At 63.2% G+C, this 20,748-nt stretch carries 25 protein-coding genes; 4 read left to right on the top strand and 21 right to left on the bottom strand.

Translation table 11 applies throughout. The annotated features are described in order from the left end of the window. Positions 1-28 precede the first annotated feature (28 nt). From cyaY to ACZ47F_RS08980, 14 genes are all read right to left on the bottom strand, one after another. Positions 29-346, bottom strand: coding sequence for an iron donor protein CyaY (gene cyaY / locus ACZ47F_RS09045; protein ID WP_464924398.1), 318 nt, complete (start codon positions 344-346; stop codon positions 29-31). Between the two features lie 21 nt (positions 347-367). Then, the gene (nifA, locus tag ACZ47F_RS09040; RefSeq protein WP_464924397.1) at positions 368-2,065 is read right to left on the bottom strand and encodes a nif-specific transcriptional activator NifA; all 1,698 of its coding nucleotides are present in this window, start codon (positions 2,063-2,065) and stop codon (positions 368-370) included. Between the two features lie 173 nt (positions 2,066-2,238). Next, positions 2,239-2,544 (bottom strand): ferredoxin family protein, encoded by a 306-nt coding sequence (locus ACZ47F_RS09035; RefSeq protein ID WP_464924396.1) that lies wholly within the window; start codon positions 2,542-2,544, stop codon positions 2,239-2,241. Beyond that, positions 2,541-3,851: an FAD-dependent monooxygenase gene (locus tag ACZ47F_RS09030; protein WP_464924395.1), complete on the bottom strand. Its 1,311-nt coding sequence runs from the start codon at positions 3,849-3,851 to the stop codon at positions 2,541-2,543. The genes ACZ47F_RS09035 and ACZ47F_RS09030 overlap by 4 nt, the downstream gene beginning before the upstream one ends. Before the next feature lie 105 nt (positions 3,852-3,956). Further along, positions 3,957-5,048 carry an electron transfer flavoprotein subunit alpha/FixB family protein gene (locus tag ACZ47F_RS09025; protein ID WP_464924394.1) on the bottom strand — a complete coding sequence of 364 codons (1,092 nt, stop codon included), beginning with the start codon at positions 5,046-5,048 and terminating at the stop codon, positions 3,957-3,959. A gap of 25 nt (positions 5,049-5,073) precedes the next feature. After that, entirely contained in the window at positions 5,074-5,922 is an 849-nt protein-coding gene (locus ACZ47F_RS09020) for an electron transfer flavoprotein subunit beta/FixA family protein (RefSeq protein ID WP_464924393.1), read from the bottom strand. A 23-nt stretch (positions 5,923-5,945) separates the two neighbouring features. Then, positions 5,946-6,308 (bottom strand): nitrogenase stabilizing/protective protein NifW, encoded by a 363-nt coding sequence (gene nifW, locus ACZ47F_RS09015; protein WP_464924392.1) that lies wholly within the window; start codon positions 6,306-6,308, stop codon positions 5,946-5,948. A 53-nt stretch (positions 6,309-6,361) separates the two neighbouring features. Continuing rightward, the gene (gene nifV, locus ACZ47F_RS09010) at positions 6,362-7,498 is read right to left on the bottom strand and encodes a homocitrate synthase (RefSeq protein WP_464926611.1); all 1,137 of its coding nucleotides are present in this window, start codon (positions 7,496-7,498) and stop codon (positions 6,362-6,364) included. Between the two features lie 176 nt (positions 7,499-7,674). Next, on the bottom strand, positions 7,675-8,010 hold the full coding sequence (gene fdx, locus ACZ47F_RS09005; protein WP_464926610.1) for an ISC system 2Fe-2S type ferredoxin: 336 nt from the start codon (positions 8,008-8,010) through the stop codon (positions 7,675-7,677). Positions 8,011-8,136: 126 nt separating this feature from the next. After that, on the bottom strand, positions 8,137-10,047 hold the full coding sequence (hscA, locus tag ACZ47F_RS09000; RefSeq protein ID WP_464924391.1) for a Fe-S protein assembly chaperone HscA: 1,911 nt from the start codon (positions 10,045-10,047) through the stop codon (positions 8,137-8,139). A 23-nt stretch (positions 10,048-10,070) separates the two neighbouring features. Next, on the bottom strand, positions 10,071-10,394 hold the full coding sequence (locus ACZ47F_RS08995) for a HesB/IscA family protein (protein ID WP_464924390.1): 324 nt from the start codon (positions 10,392-10,394) through the stop codon (positions 10,071-10,073). A gap of 26 nt (positions 10,395-10,420) precedes the next feature. Then, positions 10,421-10,792 (bottom strand): iron-sulfur cluster insertion protein ErpA, encoded by a 372-nt coding sequence (gene erpA, locus ACZ47F_RS08990; RefSeq protein WP_464926609.1) that lies wholly within the window; start codon positions 10,790-10,792, stop codon positions 10,421-10,423. 97 nt (positions 10,793-10,889) lie between these two features. After that, positions 10,890-11,327, bottom strand: a complete 438-nt coding sequence (gene iscU / locus ACZ47F_RS08985; protein ID WP_464924389.1) for a Fe-S cluster assembly scaffold IscU — start codon at positions 11,325-11,327, stop codon at positions 10,890-10,892. A gap of 60 nt (positions 11,328-11,387) precedes the next feature. Then, positions 11,388-12,605 carry an IscS subfamily cysteine desulfurase gene (locus ACZ47F_RS08980; RefSeq protein ID WP_464924388.1) on the bottom strand — a complete coding sequence of 406 codons (1,218 nt, stop codon included), beginning with the start codon at positions 12,603-12,605 and terminating at the stop codon, positions 11,388-11,390. Between the two features lie 347 nt (positions 12,606-12,952). On the opposite strand from ACZ47F_RS08980, the gene ACZ47F_RS08975 reads away from it, so the two are divergent. The 4 genes from ACZ47F_RS08975 (at position 12,953) to ACZ47F_RS08960 (ending at position 15,524) form a co-directional block, all read left to right on the top strand. Further along, positions 12,953-13,405, top strand: coding sequence for a 2Fe-2S iron-sulfur cluster-binding protein (locus ACZ47F_RS08975; RefSeq protein WP_464924387.1), 453 nt, complete (start codon positions 12,953-12,955; stop codon positions 13,403-13,405). Positions 13,406-13,492: 87 nt separating this feature from the next. Continuing rightward, positions 13,493-14,758, top strand: a complete 1,266-nt coding sequence (locus tag ACZ47F_RS08970) for an FprA family A-type flavoprotein (RefSeq protein ID WP_464924386.1) — start codon at positions 13,493-13,495, stop codon at positions 14,756-14,758. Between the two features lie 63 nt (positions 14,759-14,821). After that, positions 14,822-15,181, top strand: a complete 360-nt coding sequence (locus ACZ47F_RS08965) for a 2Fe-2S iron-sulfur cluster-binding protein (RefSeq protein ID WP_464924385.1) — start codon at positions 14,822-14,824, stop codon at positions 15,179-15,181. A gap of 70 nt (positions 15,182-15,251) precedes the next feature. After that, entirely contained in the window at positions 15,252-15,524 is a 273-nt protein-coding gene (locus ACZ47F_RS08960) for a 2Fe-2S iron-sulfur cluster-binding protein (RefSeq protein WP_464924384.1), read from the top strand. Between the two features lie 86 nt (positions 15,525-15,610). Here ACZ47F_RS08960 and ACZ47F_RS08955 read toward each other — a convergent pair whose 3' ends face one another. Genes ACZ47F_RS08955 through nifE form a run of 7 tightly spaced genes read right to left on the bottom strand, consistent with a single transcriptional unit; the run spans position 15,611 to position 20,725 of the window. Continuing rightward, positions 15,611-16,276, bottom strand: coding sequence for a nitrogen fixation protein NifQ (locus ACZ47F_RS08955; protein ID WP_464924383.1), 666 nt, complete (start codon positions 16,274-16,276; stop codon positions 15,611-15,613). Between the two features lie 3 nt (positions 16,277-16,279). Then, a complete protein-coding gene (gene fdxB / locus ACZ47F_RS08950; protein ID WP_464924382.1) occupies positions 16,280-16,585 on the bottom strand; it encodes a ferredoxin III, nif-specific in 306 nt (101 codons plus the stop codon). A 13-nt stretch (positions 16,586-16,598) separates the two neighbouring features. Further along, on the bottom strand, positions 16,599-16,805 hold the full coding sequence (locus tag ACZ47F_RS08945) for a CCE_0567 family metalloprotein (RefSeq protein ID WP_464924381.1): 207 nt from the start codon (positions 16,803-16,805) through the stop codon (positions 16,599-16,601). A gap of 26 nt (positions 16,806-16,831) precedes the next feature. Then, the gene (locus ACZ47F_RS08940; protein ID WP_464924380.1) at positions 16,832-17,338 is read right to left on the bottom strand and encodes a NifX-associated nitrogen fixation protein; all 507 of its coding nucleotides are present in this window, start codon (positions 17,336-17,338) and stop codon (positions 16,832-16,834) included. Continuing rightward, positions 17,331-17,747 carry a nitrogen fixation protein NifX gene (gene nifX, locus ACZ47F_RS08935; protein WP_464924379.1) on the bottom strand — a complete coding sequence of 139 codons (417 nt, stop codon included), beginning with the start codon at positions 17,745-17,747 and terminating at the stop codon, positions 17,331-17,333. Before nifX ends, ACZ47F_RS08940 begins: the two co-directional genes overlap by 8 nt. Positions 17,748-17,796: 49 nt before the next feature. After that, on the bottom strand, positions 17,797-19,230 hold the full coding sequence (gene nifN / locus ACZ47F_RS08930) for a nitrogenase iron-molybdenum cofactor biosynthesis protein NifN (protein ID WP_464924378.1): 1,434 nt from the start codon (positions 19,228-19,230) through the stop codon (positions 17,797-17,799). A 10-nt stretch (positions 19,231-19,240) separates the two neighbouring features. Further along, positions 19,241-20,725 (bottom strand): nitrogenase iron-molybdenum cofactor biosynthesis protein NifE, encoded by a 1,485-nt coding sequence (gene nifE / locus ACZ47F_RS08925; RefSeq protein ID WP_464924377.1) that lies wholly within the window; start codon positions 20,723-20,725, stop codon positions 19,241-19,243. Positions 20,726-20,748 lie beyond the last annotated feature (23 nt).

Below are 20,748 nucleotides of genomic sequence, written 5' to 3'. Positions count from 1 at the left end.
ACGCTCCGGTGTGGAGCGCAGTCGCGACTCAGGACAACTGCAGGTCCGGACCGCCCTGGGCTGTGACGGCCTTCTTGAGCATGGTTTGAAAACTGTGCCCGGTACGGGTGTCCAGCCACTGCCGCTCGGAGTAGCGAAAGTGGTGTGCACCCGATTTGCTCGCCAGCCACAGCTCCTGCAGCGGAGCTTGCAGGTTGATGATGATTTTCTCTTTGTTTTCGAGTTCAAGGGTGAGCACGGTGCCGTCACGTCGCGAGTCGAGATCGACCCGGTCCGCCGCCAATTCCACGGCTCGGAACATGGCCTCGGCAAGCTGGAAGTAGTCACTCTGCGTGATGGTATTCATCTGGCGGGGCGCGTCACGCGCTCATAGTTTCTGCACTTCGATCTTGTGTTTCTTGAGGGCATAGCCGAGCTGGCGTGGCGTGACCTTGAGCAGCCGCGCCGCCTTGGCCTGCACCCAGCCGCACTGTTCCATGGCCCAGATCAGGCGCTCGCGCTCCCCCTGCGGCGGCTCATTGCCATACTGGCGCGCCGGCGAACCGATCTGCGCAGTCGGCCCGATGCGCACCGGCTCGCCCGGCCGCTCGCCGAACGCTTCCGCGGCGCCTTGCAGCTCCATCGGCGCAGCAGATGCGGCAAGCGCAATGGGAATGACTGCCGACACGGCATCCTCCTTCGCCACGAAATGCAGGGTCTGGGTCAGGCAGCGGTTGTGACGGCAGGGAAACGAGGCTTCGTGGATCACGTCACCTTGCGCCATGGTGGCGGTGCGTTCGATGCAGTTCTCCAGTTCGCGGACATTGCCCGGCCAGTAGCAGTTGTAGAGCACCCGCATCGCGTCTGGCCCGACCTTGAGCCTGCGCCGGTTCTCCTTGTTGAAGCGATCGACGAAGTGCGCCACCAGCGGCGGAATGTCCTCGCGCCGGTCGCGCAGCGGCGGCAGAAAGATGGACACCACATTGATGCGGTAATAGAGGTCGGCGCGGTATTCGCCGCGCTTGACCATTTTTTCCAGATCGCGGTTGGTGGCACAGATCAGCCGGACATCGGCCTTGACCACACGGCTGCCGCCGACGCGCTCGAACTCGCGCTCCTGCAAGACACGCAGCAGCTTGGCCTGGAAGGCCGGAGAAATATCGCCGATCTCGTCCAGAAACAGGGTGCCGCCATGCGCCAGTTCGAAGCGCCCCTTGCGGTCGCCGATCGCACCGGTAAAGGCGCCCTTCTCGTGCCCAAACAGCTCGGACTCGAGCAGCGACTCGGTGAGCGCGGCGCAATTAACCTTGATGAAGGGGCCGTCCTTGCGCGGCGACAGAAAGTGCAGCGCGCGCGCAATAGCCTCCTTGCCGGTGCCACTCTCCCCACGCAGCAGCACCGTGGCGCGCGAAGGCGCGGCCTGATGCACTTCGGCGAACACTTGCTGCATCGGCTGCGAAATGCCGATGACGTTTTCCAGGCTGTAGCGTCCGATTGGCGCGGTCTGCAGCGCCTTTTGCAGACGCGTGGCTTCGAGTTGCAAGCGCTCGTGTTCCTGGCTGACTACGTTGTGCATCAACACCGCTTGCGCCAGCAGAGTGGCCACCATGGTGAGCAGTCGCTGATCATCGGACAGGCGCGCAGCGCCTTCAACCTCGCGCTGCGCCGCCAGCACGCCGAGCTTGCCGCGCTCGGTTTTCAAGGGCACGGCGATCAAGGCCATCATGCGCCCGCTTGGCGCCGAGAAGGCGCCGGTGCGGTTGATGAACTCCGGGGCATTGCTCACATCGGGCACGGTCATCGGCAAACCTTTGGCATAGACCCGCCCGACCATGCCTTCGCCCGACTGCCATTGACCGCGCGCAATCTGGTCGTCGCTCATTCCCACCGCGCTGTGCAAACGCAACCGGCCCTCTTCGTCGGCGAGGACGATCATCGCGCGCGACATGCCCAGATGCACAGCGATCACGTTGAGCGCTTCACGGAACGTGCGGTCGATGTCGAGCGACGAACCCAAAATGCGGCAGACTTCGTAGATGGTGATCAGCTCCAGATGGGAGCGCTGCTGATGTGCAGGTTGATTCATGGCATACCTCCTGCCACACAACGGCAAAACAGTCGCCCCGGTGCGGTGCCATCGGCCTTGCTTTGCGCCGACATGGTGCACGCCACACCCGTCTGCATTGAAGCAGCAGGATTTATGCCAGACGTGTCGTTGGCTCCCATTGCATGGCATGCTCGGAGGGTACGGTACGCCATTTAGCCGAACTTGAACAGGATGCCATGGCCGCCGCGCGGGTATTCCCAGGCGATGTTTTCATGTTCGCTGCAGATCACCCGGCAACTGCCGCATTCGAGGCAGCCGTCGGTGATCAGGGTGACGGTGCCATTGCCTTCCGCCGTATAGCAGGAGGCCGGGCAGATGAAGGTGCAGGCCTGGCTGACGCACTCATTGCTGCAGATCTCGGGCTGCTTGATGCGGATATGCGGCCTGCCGTGATCGACCCGGTAGCGGTTCTGGAAGAGTTTTTCCTCGACATTGACTGAAATCGCAGCGGTGCTCATCGGAATGCCCTCCACAGTTTGAATGCGTCACCGAGCAGACCGGCGACCCCGCGTGACTCTCGAAAGCTCTTGAAAATCTCGCGTTCCTTGCTCTTTTTGTCTACCCCGTCGACGGTCAGCATGGTCTGCGCCGCGCGGTTGACCAGTTCCGGATAGGTGGTGAAGAACTGCGGGCTGCCATGCAGCACGTCTGGCATGTCGCGATATTTGTGTAGGTCTTTCATCACGAAGCTGGCGTCGAGCTTGTCCTTGTAGGCCTTGAGGGTCTTCTCGCTCATCGACCATCCGGCGGCCCGCGCCTCGATGATGGTTTCTGCCGCAAGGCGTCCGGTGGTCATTGCCAGGTTGGAGCCTTCGCGGTGGGCGGCGTTGACGAAGCCGCCGGAGTCACCGACGATCATCCAGCCCGCGCCATACAGCTTGGGGATGGCATGAAATCCGCCTTCCGGAATGAGGTGAGCGCTGTATTCCTTCATCTCGCCGCCTTCGATCAGCGGGGCGATGGACGGGTGGCGCTTGAGTTTTTCCAACAGGGCGTAAGGCGTGGTGCGGTTCGGATTGTTCTTGAAACCGTCGAGCATGCAGCCGACGCCGATGCTCAGCGACTCCTTGTTGGTGTAGAGGAAGGCGGTGCCGACCATGCCTTCGGTCACCTTGCCAACCAGTTCGATCACCACGCCTTCCTCGCCCTTGACGTTGAAGCGCTGCTGGATGATCTCTTCCGGCAGGAACAGGATTTCCTTCACCGCCAGCGCGACTTCCTTGGCCTTGATCTCGCTATGGAAACCGGCCTTGCGCGCCAACGTCGAGTTCACGCCATCGGCCAGCACCACCACGTCCGCGTATACCTCGCCGCCCAGACGGTCGCAGCGCACGCCGATCACGCGCTCACCATCGAGCAGCAACTCCTCCACCGTGGTTTCGCAGATCAGCAGGGCACCAGCCTCGCGCACCTTGGACGAGAACCATTTGTCGAACTGGGCGCGCAGGATGGTGTAGCGGTTGTGCGGCGGCTTGTTGTAGTCGTCGCTGCGGAAATGGGTACCGATGAAGGACGCATCGTCGAGCACCCACATGCGCTGCTCGATGATGTGGCGCTCCAGCGGCGCGTCGTCGCGGAAGTCGGGGATGATGCGCTCCAGCGCGTCGGAGTAGAGGATGGCACCCTGAACGTTTTTCGAGCCAGGATATTCGCCGCGCTCGATCTGCAGCACGCTCAGCCCGGCCTTGGCCAGGGTATAGGCGCAGGCGTTTCCGGAAGGGCCTGCACCGACGACGATGGCATCGAAAGTCTTGTCAACGTTCATGACTGTTTCTCCTGGGGGTCGATGTCATTTCCGCACGTCCGTTCCGAAGGAACTGACGCCCCCTCGGGGGGAGACGCGCGTAGCAAGTCAGGGGGCTGTTTCATGTCAGGCCGCTCGCGACACGCGGCTGTCGATATGCGCGCGGAACGCCCGCGTCAGCGCGGGCAGGATCTGCATCGCGTTGCCGACCACGCCGATGTGGGCGAAGTCGAAGATCGGCGCATTGGGGTCGCTGTTGATGGCCACGATCAGGTCGGCTCCCTCCATGCCCACGCGGTGCTGCACCGCGCCCGAAATGCCCGCGGCGATATAGAGCTTCGGTCGCACCGTTTTGCCGGACTGGCCGACCTGGCGCTCGGCCTCGACCCAGCCGGCATGCACCACCGGCCGGCTGGCGCCAACTTCGGCGCCCAGCACCCGCGCCAGATCCCACACCAGCTTGAAGTTGTCGGCATTCTTCAGGCCCTTGCCGCCGGAGACGATGATGTCGGCATAGGCCAGGTTAACGGTGTTGCGGCTGGCGTCTGGCACGAACTCCAGCAGCTTGGTGATGATGTTCGCCTCGACCAGGGCCACGTCGTTTTCGACCAGGGCGCCGATCCGCATGGCGTCGCGCGCCGGCATGGGCATGACCCGCGGCCGCACCGTCGCCATCTGCGGGCGATAGGCAAGGGTCATGATGGTGCAGTAGAGCGAGCCGCCGAAAGTCGGGCGCGTCGCCGCCAGCGCACGCGTCGCCGGGTCGATGTTGAGTTCGGTGCAATCGGCAGTGAGCCCGGTCTGCAACGTGGTGGCCACTGAGCCGGCGAGGTCGCGGCCCATGGTCGTCGCGCCCAGCAGCACGATTTCCGGCTGATGGCGGTTGACCAGCTCGGTCAGCGCCTGGGTGAAGGGTTCGTTGCGATAGCCTTTGAGCACCGGGTCTCGCACCACATGGCAGACGTCAGCGCCGTAGGCCCAGGCCTCGTGGGCATACGTGTCGAGCGGCTCGTCCGGCCCGCCCATCAGCACCCCTGTGACGGTCACGCCGAGCGCATCGGCGAGCTTGCGCGCCGCGCCCATCAGTTCCCAGCTCACCTGGTGCACATGGCCCCGGTCGTGCTCGATGAACACCCACACCCCCTTGTAGGACTTGAGGTGTTCGGGCAGCTCCAGATTGCGGCCTCGGCCAGCAGGTTTTTTGACGGGTTCGTTCATGGCGTTTCCTTGAATGCGGCGCGCTTCATGCGATGGCGCCGGACAGGAGTTCCTGTTCGAGCGCCGGTTGCCGGGTGAAAATCATCTGCACCAGATTGAGCGCGATGTCGCGCGGCTCGGCGGTGTCGGCGGACAGCATCTCGGCCTTGTCGGTGCGCCGCGTCGGCCCGAACACCTTGCTCACCACAGTGGGCGATCCCTTGAGCCCGATTTTGTCGAGATCCTCGATGCCCGCGGCAACCTTGTCCCATTTGCGCACCGGATAGGCGGCGGCATGAATCATCGACGGCAGGGTGGCGAAGCGCAGCTCGTTGCTGTTCTCCAGCATGGTGACCAGACAGGGCAGCGCAGTGCGCAGCACCTGCACCCCGCCTTCGGCACGGCGCTCGACGGTGATGCTGCGCGCCACCGGATCAACCTCCACGATGCGCGACACATAGGTCAGCAGCTGCAGGTCCATGCGTTTGGCAATGCCGGGGCCGACCTGCGCGGTGTCACCGTCGATGGTCTGCTTACCGGCGAACACCATGTCCACCGCCTGTTCGCGGGCGATCTGGCGGATGGCCGAGGCCAGCGCATACGAGGTGGCCAGGGTGTCGGCTCCGGCGAAAGCGCGGTCGGTCAACAGCACAGCGTCGTCGGCACCATAGGAAATGCACTTGCGCAGCGCATCCTCGGCCTGCGGCGGGCCCATGCTAAGCACTGTGACGCGGCCGCCGAATGCGTCTTTGAGGCGCAAGGCCTCTTCCAGCGAGAACAGGTCATAGGGGTTGACAATGGCCGGCACGCCCTGGCGCATGATAGTGTTGGTCACCGGATGGACGCGGATCTGCGCCGAGTCGGGAACCTGTTTGATGCAGACGACGATGTGCACGATGGACTCCTACTCAAGGTGGTTCAGGCGTCGCGCCGGGTGACTGCAACCGCTTCGCCGCGCCGATCCACCAGGGCGTTGCGCAGCGAGGTCAATGACACGCGCTGCCCGTCGGCGTCCTGGAATACCTTGAACACCTTTTCCTGGGCGGCGCTGGAATGGACAAAGTCCTGATAGGCCGTCGACAGCATTTCACGATAGCGGCTAAACATCTCGACTTCGTTCAGTTCGGCCAGCCCCTGCGCCTTGTGCAGATACTGATGGAAGCGCTTGAGGATGTGCAGGCGGTTGACATGCACCACATGCTCGTCATAATCCACGCCGAAAAACTGGAGAAACTCTTCGGCGCTGGAGAGTTGCTTGAGGCGGATGATGAGGTCGTTCATGGACGGCATCCTGATGGGAATGAATGACGGGGAATGCGGGCGCAGACGGCTGTTCAGATTCCGACTTCGCTCAAGCCGACGGCGATCGCCTCGCGATAGAAACGCAGCAGTTCCTCGCGCCCCGGGGGGCGCTTTGTAACGCTGACATGCTGGCGGATGCGGCCCAGCAGTTCGTCGGCTTCGTTCTGTTGAAGTGCAATGCCGATCTGTTCGTAGCCATGCTGCACGGCATGCGAGCCGGAGTGCTTGCCCAGCACAGTGGAATGGCTGCGGCCCAATTCGGCGGGGTCGAAGCCTTCATAGTTGCGTGGGTCCTTGAGCAGCCCATCCACATGAATGCCCGACTCGTGGGTGAACACGGCGGCGCCGACGATGCTCTTGCCCGCCGCGACAGGGCGGCCCGAGGCCTTGGCCACAAGCTCGGAAATCTGCAACAGGGCGTCGGTGGCGACGCCGCATTCCAGGTCGTACACGTGGCGCAACGCCATGACCACCTCCTCCAGCGGCGCGTTGCCTGCTCGCTCGCCCAGGCCGTTGACCGTGGTACTGGCGTGCGTGGCGCCGGCGCGCACCGCGGCCAGGGTGTTGGCTGTGGCCAGGCCGAGATCGTCGTGCGCGTGCATCTCGATGTCCAGATCGACCGCCGCCCGAAGCTGCGCAATGCGCTCGAAGGTGGAGAACGGATCGAGCACACCGAGGGTGTCGGCGTAGCGCACGCGGACTGCGCCCGCGCTCTGCGCTGCTTCTGCGGCGCGGATCAGGAAGTCGGGGTCGGCGCGCGACGCGTCTTCGAACCCAACGCTGATCTGACTGCCCAGCATGCGACCAAACTGCACATGGTGGCGGATGGCATGGAGCACCCAGTCGCGGTCGCGTCCGAGCTTGCGGCCAATCTGGATGTCCGACACCGGAACGGTCAGGTGCACGGTGTCGGCGCCGCACGCCACGCCAGCGATCAGATCGGACTCGCACATCCGCGCCCAGACCATGGTGCGCGCCTTGAGGTTCAGGCCGACGATGGCGCGGATGACTTCGACCTCACGCGCGCCCATGGCAGGGATGCCGATTTCCATCTCCGGCACGCCTGCTTTATCAAGCGCGCAGGCGATGCTGAGTTTTTCCTCATCGGTAAAGGCCACCCCGGCGGTCTGCTCGCCATCACGCAGCGTAGTGTCATTGATCACGATCATTCGAGTGGACAGTGCGTTCATGGACTTCTCCCAGGTTGGTGCTTCTCACTCCGCAAAACCTGTGCCATCGCTGGAAGTTTTTTTTATGTCTATGATTTATCAGGGTTTTTACCCAGAACTGCGGGTTTGTCCGATGTGGGTTTTGTCGGCTTGCCGACAAGAGATCGCAACATCGTTCAGCGCTCGCGCGCGTGGTTGCGGGTGTGCCGAGGAAGCTCGACTACCAAAGGGGCGCCGCCCAGTCGCACACAGCAGGCCAGGCGTGATTGCGCGTCCAATCCCCATGCTGCGCCCAGCTGATCTTCCTCCTCATCATCTGCGGGCTTGACGTGCTCCGCACCCGCGCGCAAATGCACATGGCAGGTGGCGCAGGCGCAGACTTTTTCACAGGCATGCTCAACGGCAATGCCTTGATCGAGCAGTGCGTCGAGCAGCGTTCTGCCCTGCTTGGCCTCGAACACGGCGCCCTGCGGACATAGATCGGGATGCGGCAGCACCTGAACCTGCGTCATTGCCTGAACTTTTTCGATCACCCTGTGCATGGTCTTCCCTCGGTGGATGGTGAATGGGATTAGCCCCGCATGCGCATGCGGGGCTGCGCATGCGGGCGGTATGAACCAGCTTCGGCTGGACCTGTGTCAGCAGGGCACGTCATCCAGACGCATGCCGCCAAGTGCCTTGCGCACCCTGGCGTCCATGCGGCGTCCAGCAAATTCCGTGGTGGCCTGATTAAGCGCGGCGCTGGCTTGCTGCAATCTATTGCGCTGCTGTGGCAATTCAACCCCTTCCTGGGCTTCGTCCGCAGCGAGCTGCTCCAGCACATCGGCCAGGTGCTGCATGCTCAGCGTGATGGCGCGATATTCGTCGTGGCTGAGCAGGGCATGGCCGTCCTCGCGCAGCGCGGCATCTGTGGCGTCGAGCAGACGCCTGGCCTCGACTTCGGCCTCGCGCAACATGCGCAGAGCGGCATCGGCTTCGGCGCTGTCCATGGCGTCGCGCAGCATGTCGGTGACCTGTTCATTGCCGAGGCCATGACTTGGCTTGACCTCGATATGCGCTTCGACGCCGGTGCTTTGTTCACGCGCGGACACGCTCAGCAGGCCATCGGCATCGATCTGGAACGTCACCCGGATGCGCGCCGCGCCCGCCACCATGGGCGGTATGCCACGCAACTCGAACCGGGCCAGCGAGCGGCATTCACTCACCAGTTCGCGCTCCCCCTGCAACACATGCAGCGACAGCGCCGTTTGTCCGTCCTTGAAGGTGGTGAAGTCCTGCGCCCTTGCGGTCGGCACCGTGCTGTTGCGCGGGATGATCTTTTCGACGAGTCCGCCCATGGTTTCGATTCCAAGCGACAGCGGGCAGACGTCGAGCAGCAGCAGGCCCGCATCGTCCGCGGTGCTGTTGCCGGCGAGCTGATCGGCCTGGATCGCGGCGCCGATGGCCACCGCTTGGTCGGGATCGACGTCTGTCAGCGGCTCGCGCCCGAACAGGCGCGCCACCGCGCGGCGCACCTGCGGCATGCGCGTGGCGCCACCCACAAGGATGACGCCATCGACCTCATCGGGGCGCAGATCGGCATCGTTGAGCGCGTGGCGCACGCAGGCCATGGTGCGGCTGATCAAGTCCTTGCTCAAGATTTCGAAGGTGGTGCGTTCCAGCGTGGCGCTCTGCAGCGTGCCGTCCGCTCGCGGACATTGCATCACCACACTGTCCTGCGCGCTGAGGACTTCCTTCGCGGCGCGTGCGGCACGGGTGAGATTGGCTGCGTCGCCGGCAAGCCATGAGGTCGCGCCGGTTTCGCCAATGAACCAGCCGACGATGGCGCGGTCGAAATCATCGCCGCCCAACATGGCATCACCGTGGGTCGAGAGCACCTCGAACACGCCACGCGTCAGGCGCAGGATGGAGACGTCAAAGGTGCCGCCACCCAGGTCGTACACTACGAACACGCCTTCGCTGCCATTGTCCAGGCCATAAGCCACGGCGGCGGCAGTCGGTTCATTGAGCAATCGCAACACGGGCAGGCCCGCCAAGCGCGCCGCTTCCTTCGTGGCCTGACGCTGGGCCTCGTCGAAGTAGGCGGGCACGGTCACCACGGCGCCGACAAGGTCGCCACCGAGCGCCGTTTCGGCGCGCACTTTCAGCGCCCGCAACACTTCAGCCCCCACCTCGCTGGGAGACTTGATCCCGGCGGCGGTGCGCACCGCCACGGCGCCGCGCTGATCGACCAGGCCATAGTGCACCAGGCCGGGGGCAAGATCACCGATGGTGCGCCCGATCAGCCGCTTGGCCGAGGCGATGGTATTGAGTGGATCATCCGCCAGGCGCTCGCGTGCGGCATCGCCGACGGTGATCGCCCCATCGGCGGCGAAGTGCACGACCGAAGGCAGCAGCACCCGGCCCGCAGCGTCGCCCAGCGTCACCGCCTGGCCGCTTCGCACCGTGGCCACCAAGGAGTTGGTCGTGCCCAGATCGATCCCGACCGCCAGGCGGTGACGGTGCGGTGCCGCGGACCGCCCGGGCTCGGAAATTTGCAACAGGGCCATCGCAGTCCGTCCTCGACCGGTCTCTAGACCGCGAACGATTCGCCGCAGCCGCAGGTCGCGGTGGCGTTGGGGTTGAGGAACTTGAAGCCCTCGTTCAGGCCTTCGCGCATCCAGTCGAGCTGCGTGCCATCAAGCAGGGGCAGGCTGCGCTTGTCCACGACGATGGTCACACCCTCGGTCTCGAACCAGACATCGTCGCCATTGACCGCATCGACGAACTCCAGCGCATAGGCATAGCCGGAACAGCCGCTGGTCTTGATAGCCAGCCGCAGGCCAAGGCCGGACCCACGCTTCTCCAGCGCCTTGCGCACCTGCAGCGCGGCTTTGGGGGTGACGGAAATGCTCATCGTCTTGCTCCTTGAGGGAATGCGCTTCAGGTCGAGAACGAATTGCCGCAGCCGCAGGTGCTGGACGCATTGGGATTGCGAATGATGAAATTCGCCCCTTCGAGACCGTCCTGGAAGTCGATTTCGGCACCGGCCAGATATTGCAGGCTCATCGGATCGACCACCACGGACAGGGCACCGCGCTGCACCAGCACATCGTTCTCCGCCGGAGCGTCTTCGATGGAAAAACCGTACTGCAGGCCGGAGCAGCCGCCAGCCGAGACGAACACGCGCAGGCACATTGCGCTGTCGCCCTCCTCGGCCAGCATCTGCGTGACCTTCTCCACCACGGCATCGGTGACGACGATGGGATCGGCGCCCGCAGCACGTTCGAGCGCGGCGGCAGGCGGCGCGGGCATGGTGGTGGAGCAGGATGAGGCCGCCCCTTGTGACTTGCATGAACTCATGGTGAGACTCCTTGACGTCAATGAACCAGGAAAATGCGGGACGGCGGCTTCAGTCCGCGCTGGAAACTGCAGGCGCGCAGGCGTCGCGCTCGATCAGCGTATCGGTTCCGCCGAGCCGCGTGCGGTAATCGGCCACCGCCGCCTTGATCGCGTCTTCCGCCAGGATGGAGCAGTGGATCTTCACCGGCGGCAAGGCCAGTTCCGCGGCGATGGCGGTGTTCTTGATCGACAGTGCCTCGTCGAGGGTCTTGCCCTTCACCCATTCGGTGATGAGCGAAGACGAGGCGATGGCCGAGCCGCAGCCGTAGGTCTTGAAGCGCGCATCCTCGATCACGCCGTCGGCATTGACCTTGATCTGCAGTTTCATCACATCGCCGCAGGCTGGTGCGCCCACCATGCCGGTGCCCACGCCGACTTCGTTTGCAGCAAAGCTGCCGGCGTTGCGCGGGTTCTCGTAATGCTCGATGACTTTGTCGCTATAGGCCATGATGGGCTCCCGGAGATAGGCGAGAAACAGGTCGAAGAGGGTTGAAAGCGAGGGCGCGGCTCAATGCTCGGCCCACTGCACGGTGGACAGATCGACGCCGCTGCAATGCATGTCCCAGAGCGGGCTCAGATCGCGCAGACGCCCGACGGTGGACTTGATGCGTTCAGCCGCAGCGTCCACGTCGTGCTCCGTGGTGAATCGGCCGATGGAAAACCGGATCGAGCTGTGCGCCACCTCGTCGTTCAGGCCCAGCGCCCGCAGCACGTAGCTGGGCTCTAGGCTGGCGGAGGTGCAGGCCGAGCCGCTGGACACTGCGACCCCCTTGATGCCCATCAGCAGCGACTCGCCCTCGACGAACCGAAAGCTGACGTTGAGGTTGTGCGGCACACGCTGCTCCATGTGCCCGTTGACACAGATTTCCGGAATCGTCGACAGGTTGGACCAGAGCCGATCGCGCAGGCTACGGATACGGGCGTTCTCGACATGCATGTGCTCGCGGGCCAGGCGGTAGGCCTCGCCCATGCCGACGATCTGGTGCGTCGGCAGCGTGCCAGAGCGCAGCCCGTTCTCGTGGCCGCCGCCGTGCATCTGCGCGGCGATGCGCACCCGCGGCTTGCGTCGCACATACAGCGCGCCCACGCCCTTGGGGCCATAGGTCTTGTGCGCCGACATGCTCATCAGGTCGATGGGCAGATCGGTCAGGTCGATGTCCACCTTGCCCGTAGCCTGCGCCGCATCGACGTGAAACAGGACACCGCGTGCGCGGCAGATTGTGCCAAGTGCCGCCACGTCCTGGATGACGCCGATCTCGTTGTTCACGAACATGACCGAAGCCAGAATGGTGTCGGGCCGCAGCGCAGCAACGAACGCCGCCGGGTCAAGCAGACCGTCGGGGCCGACGTCGAGATAGCTGACCTCATACCCCTCGCGTTCGAGTTCGCGGCAGGTGTCGAGCACGGCCTTGTGCTCGGTCTTGACGGTCACGATATGGCGGCCGCGGCCTTTGTGAAAATGCGCCGCGCCCTTGATCGCCAGGTTGTTCGATTCGGTGGCCCCAGAGGTCCAGACGATTTCCCGCGAATCGGCTCCGATGAGTGCGGCGACCTGCTCGCGGGCGATTTCCACCGCCTCTTCCGCCGCCCAGCCATAGGCATGGCTGCGCGACGCCGGATTGCCGAATTGCTCATTCAGATACGGCAACATGGCCCGCACCACACGCGGATCGACAGGCGTGGTGGCTGCGTAGTCGAGGTAAATCGGTTTGTCAATGGCTGGCATGACGCGGCTCCCCTGGGCTTGGCGCAGTCGGATTTCACTGCGCTACGCCCTCGTTTCGCAAAAACCGTGCCATCCTTCATCCTCCCCTCTTTCTTGTTTTATATCAACAAGTTGGCAGATCCTTCCGTCCGCAAACGTCTGGCGAGTCACCGACAAAACCGCGCCGACCCATGCCTCATGTCGGCTTTGTCAGCATTGCGACGTCAACAGGCCTTCCAGTCGGCCAAAGACCCACTATCGGCCGATGGTGCATGTGTGATTTGCAACGTGAATCAACTCCATGAATCTTCCACCTGGCGCCCATACCCCTATGGAAACAACACGTTGGATGCATTTCACGATTTGGCATGGCTATTGCTTTGAAGACGGTAATGGCGCGTGCCGCCAGCCCTCCATCACACCGTCGTTTGAAAAGGAATAGTTCAATGGCCACGATCTGCTTTAGCTCGCCCCTGATGGAAAAAGACATTACCGTCTATGCCATTGCCGGAGACACCCACAGCGTGCTCAAGCTCGCCAAGAAGAACAAGATCCCCCTGCCCTTTGAATGCGAAGACGGTGAATGCGGCTCATGCGTCATCAAGGTCACCTCGCTGGATGACAAGCCGCGCATGGCGCATGCGCTCAGTGAGAAAGAGCGCCGCACCCTGGTGGCGGAGGGTCTGATCACAAAGCAGGAACTCAAGGACGCCGAAGTCAATGACCTGCCACCGGCCTATCGCCTGGCCTGCCAGTTCATTCCCCGCGATGAAAACATCCTTGTGCAGTTCACTGGAGAGCCGGGCGTCGGATTCAAGTGACCCGCGCAGGGACGCGGAGCGCCGCCCGAGGCGCTCTGCTCCCGTCCGACTGGGTAAGACGCGCCACTCTATTGCTGATTCAAAGCCATGCGAGACAACTGCCTGCTTCCTGTCGAAGTGACCCCGCGGGTGCATTGGATCGGCGCGCTCGACCCCAAGATGCGGACCTTCGACGTCATTCTGAAAACGCCCAACGGCACGACCTATAACGCGTATCTGGTGCGCGGATCGGCGGGTCTGGCGGTGATCGATACGGTCAAGGCGGAATGCGCCGAGCAGTTCTTCGCCCGGCTGGAAGCGGTGGCCAACTACGAAGACATCAAGGTCATCGTGCTCAACCACCTAGAGCCGGATCATTCCGGGGCCTTGCCCGAACTCATGCGGCGTGCGGTCAACGCCAAGCTCTACATCTCCGAAGCGGCGCCGCTCATGCTCAAGGCGCTACTCAACGACACCGCCATTGCCTACACCCCGGTCACGACGAACGACACCGTAAGCCTCGGCGACCGCACCCTGCGCTTTCTCAACACCCCTTACCTGCATTGGCCCGACACCCAATGCACGTTTCTGGAGGATGACGGCGTGCTGTTTTCCGGGGATGTATTCGGCTGTCACTACTGCGACGAACAGTTGTTCAACGACCGCGTTGGCGACTTCCGGTTCTCCTTCGAGTACTACTACGCACACATCATGCGCCCCTTCAAGCAGCATGTGCTGCAGGCGCTGGACTTGATCGAGCCGCTGCACATCACGCTGATCGCCCCCACGCATGGCCCCATCCTGCGAGATCATCCCCGTGATTACGTCGCACGCTACCGCGAGTTGTCCACGTCCCGGCTGCACATGGACAGCGACCGCGGCGAAAAAACCATGCTCATCTTCTACATCAGCTCATATCGAAACACCACGCTTATGGCCGAGGCGATCCGCGACGGGGCCGCAGAGGTCGGCGGATTCCGCATCTCCCTTTACGACCTCGAAGGGGGTGAAGTCGACCCCTTTGTCGACCTGGTGGAAGACGCGGACGCCATTCTGATCGGCTCTCCCACCATCAATGGCGACGCCGTCAGACCCGTGTGGGATCTGCTGTCCTCATTCGCCAAAATCAGCGTCAAGGGCAAGGTGGCCGGCGCCTTCGGCTCGTATGGCTGGTCGGGCGAAGCCGTGCGCATGATCGAAGACCGCCTACGCGGCCTGAAGATGCGCGTTCCCGTCGGCGGGCTGCGCATCAAACTGATTCCCAGCGAAGAGGAACTGGAGAGTTGTCGCGACTTTGGCCGCGACATCGGCAGCTTTCTCATGGGCAGACCCAGGACGCGTGACATCGACATGTCGCAGCTCTCGATCGACTAACGCCCTTCCTTCCAGCAACCCCACTGCGCGCGTCGCATCCCTCAAACCGGAGCATTCACCATCATGGCAAAAGCGAAAGTCAAGTTTGCAGACGTCTCGGCCACCGTCACCGTGCCGGTGGGCACACGCATCATCGAGATCTCGGAAAAGGTCGGCTCCTACATCGCCTACAACTGCCGCGAGGGCGATTGCGGCAGTTGCGTGTTCGCGGTGCTTGATGGCGCCGAGAACCTGTCCAAGCAATCCGCGCTGGAAAAAGCCACTCTGCTCGCACACTTCAAGGAGGTGGTCAGCGGCTGGCGCAACTGCACGGACCTTGACTCACTGCAAGCCATGATCCGGCGCGAGAACTTCGCAGGCAAACACTGCCGCCTCGCTTGCCAGACGCAGATCTACGGCGATGTCACCGTATCCCCGCTTTGAACCCCAACCTCACGGCAGCGCTGACGCATGACGTGGATCAATCAGGAGAACTTTCGTGGCTAAAGCAAGATTGACCTTTGCCGACATCGGCGTCACAGTCACCGTGCCTGCCGGGACGCGCATCATCGAGGTCTCCGAAAAGGTGGGTGCCGGCATCGTGTACGGCTGCCGCGAAAGCGATTGCGGCACCTGCCTGACCGAAGTGGTGGAAGGCATGGAGCATCTGTCAGAACCCTCGACGTTCGAGCGGTCCACATTGGCGTCGAAAAATGCCGGCCCCACCATGCGCCTGGCCTGCCAGACGCTGGTCCTCGGCGATGCGGTGATCAAACCCGGCGGGTGATGGCGCAGTGCCGCGGCCGACTGCTCCTCATCCGGACCTCCGGACCGCAGCCGCCAGGAGGGCTTCATTCCCTCGCATTCACCGGGCTATCCGCCCGCCTCCTCGGGCCCGAAACACAGCGCGTAGTCGCTGCACGCCGTACAACTGGGTGATTTGCAGATCTGCAGCTCCGCACGTTCGCACAACTGCTTATAGAAGAATTTCTTCCACTTCATATTGTTGGTGTTGCGTGCAGCCAGCGCCGGGAACCAGTCCTGCAACAGACTGGACAGGTCGGCCCTGGAGCGCAGGTGCAGGTCCTGCCAGAGGTGGTCGGCGCCCAGGCAAGCGACAGAAACGATCTGCGCGAGCCAGCGCGCCGCGTCTACATCGCGCCCTTCGTGGGCAGCATCCAGCAGCAAGGCGGCGACGTCCTCGATCTCGTCTGCGCGGGGCTCGTGCCTGTCCATCCGAGTCAGTTCGAGCCAGTCCAGGCCCAGGATCTGATCCGAACCGGGAACCCAGTAGCGCATCAACCTGCGGGTCTCCCTGGCGTCCAGCCCGGGGATGGGAAGCAAGCTCATGCCGTGCCGGGCGAAGGCATTGGCCAAGACCCCGGAAACGGCCAGAGTTGCCGGATCCTGGCGATCGGCTGCGCAATCGAGCAACAACGCACGCAGCCCCTGCTCGTCTGGCGTGACCGCGGGCATCGGGTGTCTTCCCTGCACTGCCAGTGGCACCCGGGAGACTCCACCCATCCAGATGGCGGCCATGGCTCAGACCTCCTGCGGCGCGTGGCTATAGCACTTTTTCGGACAGATCTTCGCGCAAGCGGTGCAGCCGATGCACAGGTCGCGGTGCGCAATGGTCATGACCTTTTTTTCGTATTCCTCGTCGTCATCGCCGTCCGGATCGATGGCGACGCGCTCTCCGTCCTCGTCCAGACCGACCATCGCGAGCACGCCCCGCGGACAGACCTTGAAGCAGCGGCCGCATCCGATGCACTTGCCTTCGTCGATCTGCTGCACGAAAGTCGGCACCCAGGTCGCGCCGCTGGGCAGGGTGATGGAGAACGTGGTCATGGCACTGGTTTCCTCAGGTGATTTCAGCCAGGCGTTTGCGCGCCTGCATAAGCGCGGCATGCGCGTCGTAAGCGATCTGCGCGACGTCGAGAATGCGTTCCCAGTTGGTGGGAAGATCCTCGGACAGGTCGTGCAGGTCCATCTTGGCCTGCGTGGCGCGGGCGTTGAGCTTTTTCACCTCGGCCTTGAGCGCCTCGGGGTCGGTTGCCGTCTGGGACATATTGGTCTCGTGCGTGAAGGAACGGATCAGCCGTATTTGGCGACTTCGGTGTATTTCTCGATCATGCCGACACCTTCGGCAACCAGCTTGTTGCCCGCCTCGGCGAGCTTGGCTAGGCTGGGAAAGCCGAAACGGTGCACATCGCGCAGGTGGCGATTGACCACAACCAGTCGCCCGGCAGTGAGCACCGCGCGACCGAAGCCTTCGTGGCTCATTTTCATCATTGGCGACACCATGCAGCCGGTGGCGCGCTCGATGGACAGCCCGACCGCGTTGTGGAACAGTTCAAGCCGCCACAGGGTTTCGGGGTCTGGGTCGCCCATGATGGGCAGCGCGCGGCGTTGCTCAGCGGTGAGGATGTAGGGCGCGAGCAGGGTCATGTCGCTCTTGCCCTCCCACACGCCGTGGGCGTCCTGGGCGCGGATTTGCTTGATCAACTCACGGACAAATGTGTCCTGCAGCACAGCGGCGTCGACCGTGTCGTCATGGGGTGAATCCGCCTTGGGCGCAGCGGACAGTGCAGCGTCAATCATGGGTCTTCTCCTCGTTGTCTTCGAAATCGAAATCGCGTTCGCGGCCCTTGTTCAGCACCTTGCGCAGCCAGGGCGGCGGCGTGCCCTTGAGCACTTCCTGCAGTTTGTCAAGAATGTCCATGATGGGCTCGGGTTGCGGCACCTTGATCGGATGGATATTCATGGCCACGACCCGCGCCGCGCCGGATCCGCCAATGGCCGCGACGTACAGAATCGCACAGTCCCTGATGGCTTCCAGCTTCGGCGCCAGCTTGTCTTCGTTGCCGTCTTCGGCCAGTTCGGCGCCAAAGTCGAAGGTCTGGACGAAGTGGCAGCCCACCGCGTCGATTTCATACACGGCGATGTGCCGCGCCCAGCCGAAGTGCGCGTCGACCTGCTGCATGTCCTGCGTTGCGAAAGCGATTTTCATGACGCATGCTCCACGAGAGTTGAGAAATGGGAAAGGCGTGCAGCAACCTTCAGTCGTCGCACGCGCAGGAACTGCCACGGCAGGACGACACCGCGCCCTGCGCATCCGCCGGACTGATTGGCATGACGCCCGGAGCCAGCGCCGCAAGTGTGGCCGCAGGCAAAGGCCAATGATCCGGGGCATGGTGCGGCGTCTGTGCGATCAGCAGATTGCCGATGTCGAACACCAGGTTGCGTGTGCCCCGATAACCGACGTTCACGGTGTGGGCGTTTCCCAGACGGTCGAACAGCGGCATGCCAATGCGGTACAGCGGCTTGCCCAGACGCTCCGACGCCTGGCGTCCATGGGAATGCGTCAGCAGCAGGTCGCAGCCGGTCGCCTGCGCGGCCCGTTCGAAATCCTCCAGGTCACCGATCACCACTTCGTTGGTCGGCAGGCGCGACAGCAGCGGCGACTTGGTGGTCGTGACACAGACGGTGAGTTCGGCCCCCATCTCGGCTAGGAAGCTGCCCATCGCCCAGAGCAGATCAGGCTCGGCGGCAATGGCCACCTTGACGTTGCCGAAAAAGAAGTGGCCATCAAGCATGGCATCGAGAAGCTGGCTGCGCTGGCGGCGATATTTCTCGGGCACGGGCCGGCCGCTGAGTTCGGACAGGGTCTGCAGCAACTGGTCATTCGGCGCCAGTCCGGTCAGCCGGTCGAACAGGACGTAGGGCACGCCCGCGCGCATTTCCAGTTCCATCGCGGCAGAGCGCATCTGTTCACCTACGGCGATGGTCAACACCGAGGCGCCCATCGCGCGGATCGATTCCAGCGTCGTCCCGCCGAGAGTGGTGCCAAGCCAGTCGTCCGGGATGTGGCCGTCGAGCGACCCCGAGACGTCGGGGAGCACAATGGCGCTGAAGCCGAATGCGGCAAACAGTTCGCGCAACTCGTCGATGTCTCCCGCGGTCACATGCCAGCCCACAAGCACATTGACCTGATTGGGAATCGAATGCGACGCAGGTTCCACCAGCGCCTTGACCAGTGCACTGACCGCGCGGGAAAACCCGTCCTCGAAGGCACCGACATAGTCTGGCGTCGAGACATAGACCAGCGCGGTGTCATCGAGTTCTGGATGGCGCTTGCGAATGAGTTCGAGGTAGCCGTCGACATCGTCGCCCTTAGTTTCGGTCAGACCTGTGGAACAGATGGCGATGATGCGGGGATGATTTCGCTTCTGGATGTTGAGCAGCGCTTGCTCGATGTTCTCCATGCCGCCGAGGATGGTGGTGACCTCATTCATCGCCGTGGTCTGCATCGGGATGGCCTCGCGGAAATGGCGCACCATCACCACCAGTCCAAACGAGGTACAGCCTTGCGAGCCATGCATCAACGGCATGCAGGAGTCCAGGCCGAGAAAGGCGTAAGTCGCGCCCAGCGGCTGGCTCATTTTGAGCGGGTTGACCGCGCAGGCTTTTTTCGATTCGACGACATGGGCCATGATCGTCTCCTCAGGACAGCAGTGCCGACGTCGCCAGCGCGTGCGTCCCGGCTGGCCGCTGCGCCAGCGCAACATTGCCCAGCCTGCCCGCTGCGTCACCGCAGAGTCCGCCGACGTCCCACGGAGCAGGAATGCGCACCTGCGCCCACACCGGGTTGAAAAGCGCCTTGTCGATTTCCTGCACGAGTTCGACCATGCCCTCGTAGCCCGCGTAGGCGTGATGCCTCTCCTGGTTGATGTCCAGCCAGGGCATCCGCGCCTTGAGGGCGACGAACTGCGAACGCCCACCGGAGAGCATGATGTCGGCGCGGGCCTCGCGCAGCATGGCGTACATCTCGCGCGGCGTCATGTCGTCGATCATGTGCGCGTCGTCGCCCATGATCTGCTTGATCCTGTCCTTGTCTTCCTTGGTGCTCTTCTTCACGCTGGTGCCCACCACCTCGAGCCCGGCCTCCTGCAAGGCCGAGACCACCGACCAGCTCTTGACCCCGCCGGTGATCAGCAACACGCGCTTGCCGGACAGGCGCTCGCGATAGGCTCGGATGCGCTCGGTGGCCCGCGCCTCCTCGACGCGAATCAGCTTCTCGGTCCGCACCAGCAGGTCATCCGGCGCGCCGCGCTCCACCAATAGGCGGGCGATTTCGCGCAGCGTGTGGCTCATGTCGGAGATGCCATAAAACGAGCCCTCGAAAAACGGAATGCCCCAGCGCTCTTCCATCTTGCGCGCGATATTGATCATCGACTTGGAACACACCATCATCGTCGCCCGGGCGCGGTGACTCGCAGCGATCTCGTTGTACCGGCCATCGCCGGAAATGCAGGCCAGGATGCGCACACCCAATGCGTCAAGCAGCGGCTTGACCTGCCACAACTCGCCCACCAGGTTGTATTCGCCGATGATGTTGATGTCGTACGGCGTGGTGAACTCAGGTTCGCGGGTGCCGATGACATAGTCGAGCAAGGCCTCGCCGCCCAATTTATTGCCCAGATTTTTCGACCCGGCAAATCCCGGCGCGTTGACCGGAATCACCGGCTTGCCAAACTTCTCGCTCGCGCGCTTGCAGACCGCCTCGATGTCGTCGCCGATCAGCGCGGTGACGCAGGTCTGGTAGACGAAGACGGCGGGCGGGTCGTACTTGTCGAGAATCTCGCGCACCGCCTTGAACAGCCGCTTCTCGCCGCCGTACACCACATCGAGTTCATTGATGTCAGTGGTGAATCCGGTGCGGTAGATCTGCGACCCGCTGCTAGCGCTGTGGCGGTTGTCCCAGGAGTTGCCTTCGCAGGCGATCGGCCCGTGCACCAGGTGGGCGACATCGGTGATCGGCTGCAGGGCGATCTTGGCGCCGTCGAAGGCGCAGCCGCCGGCGGCAGCTCCCGGAGTCAGTTGCTTGGTGCAACCCTTCTTTCGCTCCTTGGCATCCTTCGCCTGGTTCTTGTCACATCCAGGCTCTTCGAACACCTGGTCGATTTTCTGCTTGAGCATTGTGGACATTCCCGCCTCCATGTGTTGGGGTC

This window comes from Thiomonas islandica, from assembly GCF_055383445.1.
The sequence above is the reverse complement of the archived record's forward strand: the minus strand, read 5'-3'. Positions and strand labels throughout refer to the sequence as shown.

Coding starts and splice junctions, on each gene's coding strand:
- cyaY (WP_464924398.1), bottom strand. CDS start 346: ATGAATACCATCACGCAGAGTGACTACTTCCAGCTTGCCGAGGCCATG.
- nifA (WP_464924397.1), bottom strand. CDS start 2,065: ATGAATCAACCTGCACATCAGCAGCGCTCCCATCTGGAGCTGATCACC.
- ACZ47F_RS09035 (WP_464924396.1), bottom strand. CDS start 2,544: ATGAGCACCGCTGCGATTTCAGTCAATGTCGAGGAAAAACTCTTCCAG.
- ACZ47F_RS09030 (WP_464924395.1), bottom strand. CDS start 3,851: ATGAACGTTGACAAGACTTTCGATGCCATCGTCGTCGGTGCAGGCCCT.
- ACZ47F_RS09025 (WP_464924394.1), bottom strand. CDS start 5,048: ATGAACGAACCCGTCAAAAAACCTGCTGGCCGAGGCCGCAATCTGGAG.
- nifW (WP_464924392.1), bottom strand. CDS start 6,308: ATGAACGACCTCATCATCCGCCTCAAGCAACTCTCCAGCGCCGAAGAG.
- nifV (WP_464926611.1), bottom strand. CDS start 7,498: ATGATCGTGATCAATGACACTACGCTGCGTGATGGCGAGCAGACCGCC.
- fdx (WP_464926610.1), bottom strand. CDS start 8,010: ATGACGCAGGTTCAGGTGCTGCCGCATCCCGATCTATGTCCGCAGGGC.
- hscA (WP_464924391.1), bottom strand. CDS start 10,047: ATGGCCCTGTTGCAAATTTCCGAGCCCGGGCGGTCCGCGGCACCGCAC.
- ACZ47F_RS08995 (WP_464924390.1), bottom strand. CDS start 10,394: ATGAGCATTTCCGTCACCCCCAAAGCCGCGCTGCAGGTGCGCAAGGCG.
- erpA (WP_464926609.1), bottom strand. CDS start 10,792: ATGCCCGCGCCGCCTGCCGCCGCGCTCGAACGTGCTGCGGGCGCCGAT.
- iscU (WP_464924389.1), bottom strand. CDS start 11,327: ATGGCCTATAGCGACAAAGTCATCGAGCATTACGAGAACCCGCGCAAC.
- ACZ47F_RS08980 (WP_464924388.1), bottom strand. CDS start 12,605: ATGCCAGCCATTGACAAACCGATTTACCTCGACTACGCAGCCACCACG.
- ACZ47F_RS08975 (WP_464924387.1), top strand. CDS start 12,953: ATGGCTATTGCTTTGAAGACGGTAATGGCGCGTGCCGCCAGCCCTCCA.
- ACZ47F_RS08970 (WP_464924386.1), top strand. CDS start 13,493: ATGCGAGACAACTGCCTGCTTCCTGTCGAAGTGACCCCGCGGGTGCAT.
- ACZ47F_RS08965 (WP_464924385.1), top strand. CDS start 14,822: ATGGCAAAAGCGAAAGTCAAGTTTGCAGACGTCTCGGCCACCGTCACC.
- ACZ47F_RS08955 (WP_464924383.1), bottom strand. CDS start 16,276: ATGGCCGCCATCTGGATGGGTGGAGTCTCCCGGGTGCCACTGGCAGTG.
- fdxB (WP_464924382.1), bottom strand. CDS start 16,585: ATGACCACGTTCTCCATCACCCTGCCCAGCGGCGCGACCTGGGTGCCG.
- ACZ47F_RS08945 (WP_464924381.1), bottom strand. CDS start 16,805: ATGTCCCAGACGGCAACCGACCCCGAGGCGCTCAAGGCCGAGGTGAAA.
- ACZ47F_RS08940 (WP_464924380.1), bottom strand. CDS start 17,338: ATGATTGACGCTGCACTGTCCGCTGCGCCCAAGGCGGATTCACCCCAT.
- nifX (WP_464924379.1), bottom strand. CDS start 17,747: ATGAAAATCGCTTTCGCAACGCAGGACATGCAGCAGGTCGACGCGCAC.
- nifN (WP_464924378.1), bottom strand. CDS start 19,230: ATGGCCCATGTCGTCGAATCGAAAAAAGCCTGCGCGGTCAACCCGCTC.
- nifE (WP_464924377.1), bottom strand. CDS start 20,725: ATGTCCACAATGCTCAAGCAGAAAATCGACCAGGTGTTCGAAGAGCCT.